The organism is Prevotella sp. CAG:592, from assembly GCF_000436015.1.
GTDB lineage: Bacteria > Bacteroidota > Bacteroidia > Bacteroidales > Bacteroidaceae > Prevotella > Prevotella pectinovora.
Map to the genome: position 1 here is coordinate 94,583 of NZ_FR892623.1, position 13,697 is coordinate 108,279.

At 43.0% G+C, this 13,697-nt stretch carries 7 protein-coding genes; 5 read left to right on the plus strand and 2 right to left on the minus strand.

The window, feature by feature from the left end:
• From QVO99_RS09225 to QVO99_RS09235, 3 genes are all read left to right on the plus strand, one after another.
• A partial coding sequence (locus QVO99_RS09225; RefSeq protein WP_288177118.1) for a DUF4270 domain-containing protein occupies positions 1-1,454 on the plus strand: 1,454 nt, incomplete at its 5' end.
• Between the two features lie 15 nt (positions 1,455-1,469).
• Positions 1,470-1,601: a hypothetical protein gene (locus tag QVO99_RS09230; RefSeq protein ID WP_022317323.1), complete on the plus strand. Its 132-nt coding sequence runs from the start codon at positions 1,470-1,472 to the stop codon at positions 1,599-1,601.
• Positions 1,602-2,309: 708 nt separating this feature from the next.
• Complete coding sequence (locus tag QVO99_RS09235) at positions 2,310-6,143, plus strand: translocation/assembly module TamB domain-containing protein (RefSeq protein ID WP_288177119.1); 3,834 nt, start codon at positions 2,310-2,312, stop codon at positions 6,141-6,143.
• On the opposite strand, the gene QVO99_RS09240 is transcribed toward QVO99_RS09235, so the two are convergent.
• A complete protein-coding gene (locus QVO99_RS09240) occupies positions 6,133-7,071 on the minus strand; it encodes a glycosyltransferase family 2 protein (protein WP_374119326.1) in 939 nt (312 codons plus the stop codon). The two genes, QVO99_RS09235 and QVO99_RS09240, sit on opposite strands and share 11 nt — an antisense overlap.
• Before the next feature lie 42 nt (positions 7,072-7,113).
• A complete protein-coding gene (locus QVO99_RS09245) occupies positions 7,114-8,856 on the minus strand; it encodes an ArnT family glycosyltransferase (RefSeq protein WP_288177120.1) in 1,743 nt (580 codons plus the stop codon).
• A 173-nt stretch (positions 8,857-9,029) separates the two neighbouring features.
• Between QVO99_RS09245 and QVO99_RS09250 the strand changes: the two genes are divergently transcribed.
• Both QVO99_RS09250 and rpsA read left to right on the plus strand, forming a co-directional pair.
• A complete protein-coding gene (locus tag QVO99_RS09250; protein ID WP_022317327.1) occupies positions 9,030-10,868 on the plus strand; it encodes an SLC13 family permease in 1,839 nt (612 codons plus the stop codon).
• A 479-nt stretch (positions 10,869-11,347) separates the two neighbouring features.
• The gene (gene rpsA / locus QVO99_RS09255) at positions 11,348-13,120 is read left to right on the plus strand and encodes a 30S ribosomal protein S1 (protein ID WP_022317329.1); all 1,773 of its coding nucleotides are present in this window, start codon (positions 11,348-11,350) and stop codon (positions 13,118-13,120) included.
• Positions 13,121-13,697 lie beyond the last annotated feature (577 nt).

Genomic DNA, 13,697 nt, shown 5'->3' on the forward strand with positions numbered 1-13,697 from the left:
GATCTTTCCCTATAAGTTCAAAATCCGTGAAGGCTGACTCTGTATATTCAAGATCAGCCACTGGATATTTGGGAAAAGTGAAAGACCCTGAAACAGGAGCATTCGTGAAAGGAGACTTCCTGACACAATTCTATACTCTTGAAGGAACACAACTGCCTGCAGAAAAATCAATAGTAAGCAGACTCAAAGACGGCTCAATAATAGCAGACTCGTGCGTGATCTACCTATATTACGACAAGTATTATGGCGACTCTCTGTCTACCATGAAACTCAATATGCTAGAGTTGTCAAAGCCAATGGAGGAAAACAAGAAATATTATTCAGACTTCAACCCATTGAAGTCTGACGATAATTATTGTCGCACAGATGAGGGAAGAGTCAACGTCAACAAGACTTATACCTTATATGATTTGGCATCAGACACCGTACCAAAGAAAATCAAGATCAATCTGCCGAATTCAGAACTCGACGAAAATGGCAACTTGATAGAAGAAAAGGCTGCATACAAGGATAAGGAGAAAAAAGGATACTATAACTATGGTACTTATATAATGCAAAAATACTATAGTAATCCCAAGCTCTTCAAAGATTCATACAGCTTCATCCACAACATCTGTCCCGGTTTCTATTTCAAATCATCAGATGGACTTGGCTCAATGGCTTATATAAATATGAGCCAGATGCTTGTATATTATAAATACAAGTATGAGAAGACCACCAACGGTGAGAAAAAAGACACAACTGTAAATGTCGTGACTACATTCGCAGGTACAGAAGAAGTAATACAGTCGACACGTATTTCCAACGACAATGCCGCCATAGACAAGATGGTTGAGGAAGGAAACAAGAACGACATCACTTACATCAAGTCACCTGCGGGAATATTTACCGAACTGACAATTCCTGTGGACGAGATTCTAAACGGCCACGAGAACGACACAATCAATTCTGCGCGCATTTCCCTTACGAGGATAAACAACACGAAGCACGAGAAATACAATCTGGACATCCCCACCACCCTTCTCCTCATACCTAACGATATGCGCACAAGTTTCTTCGAAGAAGGAAAGATACCGGACAATGTACAGACATACACCGCCGTCTTCGCAACAAGCGACCAGTCGTCATTGGCTAAACAAAACTCATATACCTTCCACAATGTGGCAAACCTGATTGCTTACATGAGCAGGAAACGCTCTGAAGGCATCAAGGAATATGAAGGAAAAGGAATGTCGAGCGCAGATGCCAAGACTATGTGGGAGAAAAAACACCCTACATGGAACAAGGTACTTGTCATACCTGTAGAAACGACTTATGTCACAACGGGACAAACGACGAAGCTCGTAAAAGTGACAAACGACATGAGCCTTACGGCATCGAAGTTTGTGAAAGGCTCTATGACAGGTGACGCCAATATTACAATAGACGTAGTATACAGTAAATTCCAGAAATAATATACATCAATACAAATGGCAGACAATTTCTTGGAACGACACATGCTTGATTATGAAAAGAAGAAAGCTAAATGGATAGCGCGGAAAAAGCATATCAAGCTGAAAGGTCACAACAGGATTGAAAAGCCTGAAGATGAAGCTTTGTAACACTCAAGAAGCGCCACGCATAAATACGTCGGCGCTTCTTTTAAATTATAGTACAGTCAAGAACCAACTAAAAAAGGATAAGCAAACAAAGGTTCTACAGACAGTTATCATAAAGCAAACAAATTAGAATATAAGGTGAAAAGACTACGCCACATAACCACGACTATAATTTGGACCGTCATGTCCATTTACATAGCATTGTCAATACTGCTTCACATACCGTCAGTACAGGCATATACAGGAGCTTATGTGGCAAAAATCTTGAGAAAAACTTTTGGCACAGAAATAACCATAAGCAACATAAATTTAGGTTTCCTCAACAGGGTCATTATTGACGACTTCAACATGCTAGACAAAAGCAACAAAGACATGTTGCACGCCTCCCGCGTATCTATCAGTATAGACATTCTGGAACTAGCCAAAGGAAATATCTCTATCTCATCGGCTCAAATATTCGGATTGAGAGCAAAATTATACAAGAAAGACAAATATTCACAACCAAATTTCCAATTCGTAATTGATTCACTTTCTTCTGATAAAAATGAGGAAAGCGAACTTGATTTGAGAATTAACTCTTTCATCATAAGAAACGGAGCGATACAATATGACCAATGGGATATGCCGAACACTTCGAATAAACTATCTCCCTACCATATCCATGTTTCCGACATCAGCTCACACATAATAATAAGACACATCACAAACGATATGGCCAACGCCATAGTCAAGAAGCTATCGTTCAAAGAGCAATCCGGCCTCAACATAGGCAAACTGACATTCAGTGCTCTTGTAACTCCCCAAAAGGCATCTGTCAAGAATTTCAGACTATGCCTGCCCCACAGTACAATTTATTCAGACTCCATTACCGCCACCTATAGAACAGATGGCGGTAGCATTGTCGGCAATACCATTAAAGGCAAAGGAAACATCATTGGAAACAATATAACGCTTTCCGACTTTGCCTTCATCGTGCCAGAGCTGAATGATCTTTCCAACAAGTTAAACTTAGTTGCAGATTTCTCTTACACCGACGGCAAAGCAAAAGTCAGCAGACTGTCATTATATTCACAAGACACAGCATTCAAGTTTAATGCCAATGGCATGTTTACTCCTTTCGACGGCTGCAAGACATGGAAAGCAAAGATAAGCCAGCTGTCTGTAAACGAGAGTTATTTGGCATTGGTTTTCAAAGCTGCAAGAACTGCCAGAATAGATATCCCCACCCCATTGACAAAACTTAAAGCAATTACCGCCGCTGCAACATGTGAAACTAACAATGACAACATCAGTGCATGCGGAAATGTAAACACGAATCTAGGAAATATTCAGTTTGCTATCCAGAAAAGGGCAACGAAACTAGCTGCTGAAATTTCAGCCGGCCGCATCAATCTGAATGAACTATTGGCAGACAATAAATTCGGGAATATAAGCGCAAACCTGCACGGCGAAGCCCGCATCCACAACAACAAAATAACTGATACCAAAGTCAGAGGTCGAATTTCAGACTTTGAATACAACAAATATACATACAAAGACATTGACATCGATGGTGCGTATAACGGCACAGACATAAACGGCAGACTTAATGTGAACGACGAGAACTGCCATTTGTCTCTCATCGGATCCATCAAGAACTTCATGAAGTCGCCCATTTCAGACATTTCAATGGATTTGAAGAATATTAATCCGCAACGCCTCAACATAACGAACAAATGGGGTGATGCAAGATTCTCTACACAGATCAACATCTGCGCCACAGGAAAGAGTCTGTATAATCTGACAGGAAAGCTGCAACTGAAAGAATTCAGCATGCAGTCACCTACAGAGAACTACTCACTCAACGAACTGACAGCGAATATCAACAAAGGAGACATCGACATCAAGTCTGATATCGGTGAAATTGAAATCAGAGGCAAATACCAATTCTTTACAATCGGACAGAGTATGCTTTCCATCATCAAGAAGCAACTGCCTACGGCTCCTGGCATCGAACGCAATAAAGTGTATTGTGCAGACAACAATTTCTCTCTCAAAGCAAACATATACGATACTAAATGGATCCACGCTATCTTAGGCATACCATACACATCGAACGAGCCGATTCATATCAAAGCAAACATCAACGACATGAAAAAAGAGATAAACGCTGATGTTACAATGCCTGGATTCACTTACGCAGGAGAATCTTTCAAGAACGCCAAGCTCAATGTCAAGACAGTCAACGACAGTCTGATTGCCGAATGCAACATAAAGAAAATTGAAGACAAGGGAAAGAGCATTCTTCTGAATGTCAAGGCAAGCGCTATAGACAATAAGTTAAACAGTCATATCGACATGGCCTACAACTCACCGCTGAACATACGAGGCACTATTGAAACAGAAACAAGCTTCTATAATGATGCAAATAATGAAAAATCGGCATATATAAACATCAAGCCCTCCACACTGTCTCTTAATGACACAATATGGCACATATCTCCTTCGAGCATCATATACAACAAGGACAAGATACAGGTAAACCACTTTGCCATAGGGCGTGACAGACAGTTCATAAAAATTTACGGAAAGGCGACAAGCAGTGCGGACGACTCTCTTAGAGTAGATCTGCAAAACGTTGACGTGAACTATATCCTGAACTTAGTCAACTTCCATTCTGTAACCTTCGGCGGACAGGCTTCGGGAACTGCATATCTAAAGTCAATCATGCAAGATCCAGACGCCTGGGTGGACCTCACTGTCGATAACTTCAAGTTCCAGGACGGAAGGATGGGCAAGTTATTCGCCAACGTGAAATGGAACAAGCACGACAAGCAGATAGACATCGACGCCCATGCGGATGATGACAACAATGTCAAGACAATCATCAAAGGCTATGTCTCCCCAGAGAAGAATTATATAGATCTCGGCATAACCGCCCATAATACAAACATTGAGTTCTTGAAAAGCTTTTGCGGAAGTTTCATGAACAAAATCGACGCACATGCCAATGGTTTTGCACAGGTATTCGGAGATTTGAGCGAGGTAAACCTCCAAGGACTATTGGTTGCCGACGGCACTATCGGCATCAGTCCACTCAACACTGTATACAGACTGAAGAACGACACGATAAGAATGGTACCCGACGAAATCATATTCAAGGGTGACACCGTAACAGACCGACACGGCAATGTGGCAACGGTCACTGGAGCCTTGCATCACAAGCATCTGACGAGGCTGACATTCGACCTCGGCATACATGCCAACGAATTTCTGTGTTACGACTTCAACGACTACGGCAACAACTCATTCTATGGCACAGTATACGGCACCGGCGACTGCAATATCACCGGTCGCCCACACAGCATTGTATTCGATATTGACATGACACCAAACAAAGGTTCGTTCATAGAATACAATGCGGCTAGTCCTGACGCCATAACCGACAGTAATTTTCTCAGATGGGTCAGTCACGAAACGCCAAAAGTCGAGAACAATACAGAAGACTACTATTATCATGCAACAAAGAAAGATGAAGATGAGAAGGATCTGAACGACGCTTCCGACATGTTCATCAACTTCAACGTGGCCGCTACCCCCGACTTCACCCTCCGTGTGTTGATGGACAAGGCTACCGGCGACAAGATATCCCTCAACGGGAACGGTGCTCTTAAAGCCACATATTTCAACAAAGGCAGCTTTGACATGTACGGCACATACGTCATCGACCATGGTTCTTACAACCTCACAATACAGAACATCATAAAGAAAGATTTCCGCTTCCAGCAAGGCAGCAACATCGTTTTCGGCGGCAACCCGTTCAACTCTCAGCTGAACCTCAAAGCCATATACCCCGTCAATGGTGTTTCACTCGCTGATTTGCGCATCGGAAACAGCTTTTCAAGCAACAACGTAAAGGTAGATTGCATCATGAATATCGGCGGAACGCCAGAGACCATAAAGGTAGACTTCGACTTTGACATGCCCACAGTAAACAATGATGCCAAGCAAATGGTGAGATCATTGATAAACAGCGAGGAGGAAATGAACCAGCAAGTGGTATATCTGCTTGCCATAGGACGATTCTACACAGACTCAAAAAACAACTCAAAACAGGAAGATGCACAGCAAAGCCAGACAAGTCTTGCTATGCAAAGTCTGCTCAGCGGAACGATAAGCCAACAGGTAAACAATATCCTGGGCACACTGATAAAGAACAACAACTGGAACTTCGGCACCAACATAAGTACTGGTACCGAAGGTTTCAACAATGCAGAATACGAAGGACTGCTTTCAGGAAGCCTGTTCAGCAACAGGCTCCTGATAAACGGACAGTTCGGGTATAGAGACAACCCCAACACCACGTCGTCGTTCATCGGTGATTTTGACGTTAAGTATCTGCTTACTCCCAACGGGAGCGTTGCCATTAAAGTATACAATCAGACCAATGACAGATACTTCACGAAATCATCACTCAACACCCAAGGACTTGGAATCATACTGAAGAAGGATTTCAAGACATGGTGGGATTTGTTCAAGACAAAGAAGAAGATTGTCAAACGTTGACCTTCTTCTCAACGAAATATTTCGGGCGTTGTTTCACCTCAAGATACACTTTACCAATATATTCACCAGTAACGCCACATGCCAGAAGTATCGAACCGCCAATGAACCACATGCTCACGAGCAATGAAGTCCAACCCTCTATGGTATTACCCGTAAAATGTTCATACAATGCATATATGATGACACCTATGGCTACAAGAATGAATATTATACCCAAATATGAAATCAACCTCAATGGTTTCACTGAAAATGAAGTAATTCCCTCAATGGCAAAAGCCAGCATCTTGTTCAATGGATATTTAGACTCTCCAGCAAAACGCTCACTCCTGTTATAATACACACACGTAGAAGGATAACCGACAGATGCTGCAATACCCCTCAAGAACAGATTACTCTCCGGATATTTCATCATAGCCAGCATCGCTCTCCTGCTCATGAGCCTGAAGTCAGCATGGTTGTATATCACCTTGCCGCCGAGTGCATTCATAAGCTTATAGAAAGCCAAAGCCGTTGTACGCTTGAAGAAAGTATCCGTCTTGCGCTCCTTTCTGACTCCAAACACTATGTCATTCCCCTTATGATATTCATTCACCATTTCATAAATGGCATTAACATCGTCCTGCAGGTCGGCATCAATAGAAACAGAAGCATCAGAATGTTCTGAAGCCCATTTCAAACCTGCATGCAAGGCATACTGATGACCACGGTTGCCTGATAGTTTCAACCCGCCAACCATAGGAGAATCACCGGCAAAAGCCTCTATCATCTGCCATGTGCGGTCTTTGCTCCCATCATCCACAAACAACACCATTCCTTCTGAAATGCCTCCATCAGACTTCAGCTTGTCTAACACGCCAAGCAATCGCTGTTTCGTTTCATTCAGAACTTCTTCTTCATTATAACATGGTACAACAATTACAAGTTTCATATTCATACAGGTTAGCAATAAAACTTATTATCTAATACTAAATCACTTTTTCATAAAAGAATACAAAGTGAGGAATCTCTTGTCGTCACAACTTTTGTGATTGAAACGTTTGATTTTCTTCAACTCATAATCTGGAAATGAAGCCACAAATTCCTTATAGTCATCATCTCCCATTATCATATATCCCTTGTTTGGCCTGTTCTGGTCGAGAGGCACAATACGATCACCAAGATAGAAATTCACAGAGAACTGATGCATCCTACCTCTCTGACCTACTCTGAAATCCTTTCTATAGTCCCAGATTTTCCCATCTGGCACAAGTTGTTGCATTTCCCTGGCCATTTGATAATCAGACTTCACGTCATACACAGAAGGCAATATGAGTCCATCAATCATCATAAATACAACGCCGACAATTCCAGCTACAGAAACTCCCAATCCATCAACGGACATTTTTTTCCAATTAGACAAGAACAAATACGCTACACCCAATGCAAAGAGCAGGAATAGCACTATTTGCAGATACGGTAAATTCATGAAGTTATGGACATAAGCCAGATACTCGGCTGCATGTTTTCCACTAAAAGAAACTCCAGACAGGATCCCTGTCCTTACAAGCAGCACAAGCAGCGGCAATGAAACGGCAATGCCGACAAACGCCTTCGCATAGCCTACCACAATCCTTCGGTTTCTCTGCGAGATATAGTGTATGAATCTCGCTATATAATAAGCCATGAACGGATATATTGGCAACAGATATACGCTACGCTTGCTTTTAGGAATGCAAAAGAATACGAATATCACGACAATGCTCAAAAACGACAGCAGATCTTGGTCTGACATTCTGCCTAAACGGTGTGGCAAACTCACAAACCACGATTTGACTCCTGCCGAGCTTTTGGGCAGCGAAAGTTTCATTGTAAACAGGAATACCACAAACAGCAATGTATAAGGCAACAGTCCTGTTATCACGGAAACGACATTATATATTGCCGGCGCCTCATGCGAAGAATACACCATCTTGCCAGTGAAACGCAAGACATTCTCCTCATACACAAGATACAAAAATGCGTCGCCACGCTCCTGGTAGGCAAGATAATACCATATAAAAGGCAATACGCAAGACGCTAAAGCTACAGACAGACACAAGAAAAACGTCTTGAAGAAATTTTCACCTCTCACAAGCATAAAAAGTCCCATAACTCCACACGGCAACAAAATACCGACAGGTCCCTTTGTCAATGCAGCAGCACTCATGGACAACACGACAAACAGAAGCAATACTGCATTTCTAGATTTATACCATCCATGGAAAAAGTAAATGGCTATTACTATCATAGCAGACAACAACATGTCTACACGGCATGCCATACCAGCACGATGCACCTCAAAGGTTGTAAACGTCACTAGTCCCGTGAGCAGACTCAATTCCACACTTACCTTGTTGCGGATCATAAACTTATACACCACGAGCACCATCAATATTGTGGCCAAAGCCGACGGCAATCGTGATGAGAATTCCGAAACATAGCCAGCCACAAGCGAGCACAACGCCACACACCAATGGAAGAACGGCGGTTTGTAAGCAATGTCTACACCATTGTTTATCGGACATATCCAGTCGCCAGACTGCAACATCGAAAGTGCCACAATTGCCTCACGAGGCTCTCCTTTAGTATTAAAGAGACCCATTCCCAAAAAGATCACGAGCGACAGACATCCTGCCAATGCCAATATCCAGAAACAAGTTTTTGAATCGTTGAGTTTCAATTTCATTTTAACCATGTGATTATTCTTACAAACGAAAAAACAACCGTTTTCTTACATACAAAAAACAAATCATTTTCTTAATAATCTGCAAAATTAATCAAATAGTTTGTAGGAACTCTGTTTCAATGGATATTTATTGAATTTTTCAATTAATTTTGTAGGTAAATCCTAAACAACTATATTCATCTATGATCACGCCAATTGTAATATTAGCTGTTTCCGCTATTTTTTTCGTCATCGGAAAAATCCGTTCAGACATTGTAGCATTATGCACTCTGCTGTCGCTTATCCTTACCAACGTATTGACTCCTGCAGAAGCCCTATCCGGCTTCTCCAATCCTGTAACCATAATGATGATAGGTCTTTTCATCGTCGGTGGAGCCATCTTGCAGACAGGGTTGGCAAAGACGATAAGTGGTAAGATTCTCAAGACGGTAGGTACCAACGACACCGTTATACTAATAGTAGTGATGCTTGTAACGGCTGTCATCGGCGCTTTCGTAAGCAATACCGGCACCGTAGCCCTCATGCTACCCATCGTAGTAAGTATAGCTTCGAGGGCAAGGGTCAGTGCAAAGAAACTTCTCATGCCCCTTGCCTTCGCCAGCAGCATGGGCGGAATGCTTACGCTTATAGGTACGCCACCCAACCTTGTAATACAGGAAGCCTTGACAGAAGCCGGCGAAAAAGGACTTTCATTCTTCTCCTTCCTGCCGGTGGGCATTGTCTGCCTCACCGTCGGCACCATCACATTGATTCCACTATGCAAATGGTTTCTGTCGAAAAAAGACACATCATCAGAAGATAACGGAAAGAAACAGAAAAGCCTGACACAGCTGGTGGATGAATACAAACTGACAGAACAGCTGCAGATTCTTTATATACCACAAGATTCAAAGCTCGCGGGAATGACCATGTCAAAACTTGACCTGAACAACGTATACGGACTCACCATATTGGAGAGAAGGCAGGAAAGCAGCATCAACAACAAGTTCATCAAAAACATCAATCAGAATACGGTAAACGCTGACACCGTGTTCAATAGCAAAGATGTATTGTTCGTTTCAGGCGACTCTTCGATGGTGAAAAGGTTCGTAGAAGATTTCAATTTGTCCGTAATGAAGACAACGGACAAACGTCTCGACTTCTACGACATCGGAATAGCAGAACTCGTCATGCTGCCATCGGCCCGACTATTAGGCAGAAAGATACGTAACACCGCCTTCAGAGAGAAATACGACACCAACATCGTTGCAATCCGTAGACGCGGAGAATACATAACCGACAATCTGGCCGACCAGGAACTGAAGTCTGGCGACATTCTCCTCATCCAGGGCACATGGACAAACATTGAGAAACTCGGACAATACGAGGAAGGTTGGGTAATATTGGGCCAGCCTCTCGAAGCCGCATCCCGGGTGGCATTGACACACAAGTCACACATTGCCGCACTCATCATGCTCTGTATGGTAATAGCAATGGCAACAGACTTCATCCCCATTGCCCCTGTCACCGCCGTACTGCTCGCATCCGTAGCCATGATATTGTGCGGATGCTTCAGAAGCATAGAAGACGCCTACAAGACTATCAACTGGGAAAGCGTAGTACTAATAGCAGCCATGATGCCCGTATCAATAGCATTGGAAAAGACGGGAGCTTCAACACTCCTGTCCAACACATTGGTAAACTCACTTGGATCAGCCGGCCCCACCGTACTCCTTGCAGGTATTTATCTGACGACATCTGTCCTCAGCCTATTTCTGAGCAACACCGCTACAGCTGTTCTCATGGCCCCCATAGCCATGCAAAGCGCTGCAGGACTGAACATCACACCTTACGCATTTCTCTTTGCCGTAACCTTAGGTGCAAGCATGTGTTTCGCATCCCCTTTCTCCACACCGCCAAACGCCCTTGTCATGCAGGCTGGAAGATACACATTCAGCGACTACCTGAAAGTTGGACTGCCGCTGCAATTAGTCATTGGAATTGCAATGGTAATAATATTACCATTTATATTCCCATACTAATACCACACAACAAAAAAAACGATAAAATTGGCACGGACCAATAAGTTTATATAACTTTGCAATGAGGAAAGAAAAGAAACCATTTCAGCGCACAATATATAATTATGTGAAAATGAAAATCATAGACAATATCAAGAACAGATTCAACTTCTCACTGATGGGTACAATGTCATTAATAATATCAACGCTCATGCTTCTGACATCATTCGTGACGCACACAAGCAGCAACATTCCCTTGACTGCGAGCCTATTGTTGATGCTCGTCGGCATCACTTTTATCGTTTTGGGCATAAAAAGACAGACAAAATACTGATTTCACCGTCGAAAAAGGTTAAATAAACATAAATTACGTATCCGATCCACTTTATCATAAAATATGAGAAAGGAATACTTATAAAAAAGTAGTACCTTTGCAGGCGATTTATAAATTCACATAAAGTCTAACTTTATTAATTACAAAACAAACATTATTTATTTTTATGGCAGATTTTAAGAACGTACAGCCGTTGGCAGACTTCAACTGGGACGAGTTTGAGAACGGAAGTAATGTAAATGTCAGCAAAGAAGATTTGCAGAAAGCTTATGACGAGACACTCAACAAGGTAAGCGAGCATCAGGTTGTTGACGGTACTGTAATCTCTATCGACAAGAAAGAGGTTATCGTAAACATTGGTTACAAGAGCGACGGTATCATCCCCGCAAGCGAATTCCGCTACAATCCAGATTTGAAGGTTGGCGACACAGTAGAGGTGTACGTTGAGAACCAGGAAGACAAGAAGGGTCAGCTGCTTCTTTCTCACAAGAAGGCTCGTCTCAGCAAGAGCTGGGAGCGTGTCAACGCTGCTTTGGACAACGAGGAAGTTATCCAGGGTTACATCAAGTGCCGCACTAAGGGCGGTATGATCGTTGACGTATTCGGTATCGAGGCATTCTTGCCAGGAAGCCAGATTGACGTTCATCCTATACGTGACTACGATGTATTCGTAGGCAAGACAATGGAGTTCAAGGTTGTCAAGATCAACCAGGAGTTCCGTAACGTTGTTGTTTCTCACAAGGCCCTCATCGAGGCTGAGTTGGAGGCACAGAAGAAAGAAATCATCAGCAAGCTTGAGAAGGGTCAGATCCTCGAGGGTACAGTCAAGAACATCACCTCTTACGGTGTATTCGTTGACCTCGGTGGTGTTGACGGACTCATCCACATCACAGACCTCTCTTGGGGCCGCGTAAGCGATCCACACGAGGTTGTTGCTCTCGACGAGAAGATCAATGTCGTTATCCTCGACTTCGATGACGAGAAGAAGCGCATCGCTCTTGGTCTGAAGCAGCTCACTCCTCACCCATGGGATGCACTCGATGCAAACCTGAAGGTTGGCGACCACGTTAAGGGCAAGGTTGTCGTAATCGCTGACTACGGTGCATTCGTAGAGATTGCTCCTGGCGTAGAGGGACTTATCCACGTTTCAGAGATGAGCTGGAGCCAGCACCTGCGTTCAGCACAGGAATTCCTCCACGTTGGCGACGAGGTAGAGGCAGTTATCCTGACTCTCGACCGCGAGGAGCGCAAGATGTCTCTCGGCATCAAGCAGCTTAAGGAAGACCCATGGGAGACAATCGAGGTTAAGTATCCTGTTGGAAGTAAGCACACTGCAAAGGTTCGCAACTTCACTAACTTCGGTATCTTCGTAGAGCTTGAGGAAGGCGTTGACGGTCTTATCCACATCTCTGACCTCTCTTGGACAAAGAAGGTTAAGCACCCATCAGAGTTCACACAGGTTGGTGCAGACATCGATGTTGTCGTTCTTGAAATAGATAAGGACAACCGTCGTTTGAGCCTCGGTCACAAGCAGCTTGAGGAGAATCCTTGGGACACATACGAGACAATCTACACTCCAGGTTCTGTACACATGGGCAAGATCACAGAAATGATGGACAAGGGTGCCGTAATCACTCTCAACGAGGGTGGTGAAGGTTTCGCTACTCCAAAACACCTCGTTAAGGAAGATGGCTCACAGGCTCAGCTGGGCGAGGAGCTCGAGTTCAAGGTTATCGAGTTCGTTAAGGAAACAAAGCGTATCATCCTTTCTCACAGCCGCACATTCGAGGATGTGAAGGAAGAGCCAAAGAAGGCACCACGCAAGAAGACAGCCAAGAAGGAAGAGACAGCTACAATCAACAACGTTGCTGCATCTACAACTCTCGGTGACATCGACGCTCTTGCTGCATTGAAGGCTAAGATGGAAAAGGGTGAATAATAAAGACATCGTTTCTGATAATTTATCAGTAACATAATTCATTGAGGGCGCATCATATTTTTGATGTGTCCTCTTTTTTTGTTCCTATCCTTATAAGATAATAATTCAGACTAAAACAAATATCTAACGAAATACATATTTAGATCTCACAAACTGTTTTTCTCAAAACAAAGTATCATAGTATCATTCTGTCCTCCAATTACACCCTAAGACCTTGTAGGCAAACGACTTAACCCAATGCTACTTTTCTGAATGTTTTACAGAAAAGTATCATTAAAGTATCATAGAAGTATCATCCCTTTAGCCCATCCTGATCTCCCCCCTAATGTGGGGAATGAAACCCCACATTAGGGGGGACTGTTCCCCACGCCATGGGGGAAAATCAAGGTCTATGGTTTAAACATCGCAAGTCTATTTTTCAGTCTATGAATACAACTGAAATAACCTCTAAACGGTATTAGCATCGAGGATACGCTTACAATTAGATTACACACGAAACCAGGTGTGTTTATATAAAAGCTGGGGTAAATTGATCAGACTTCAGCATAAAGAAATAGAGGGTGAATCAAATAAAAAA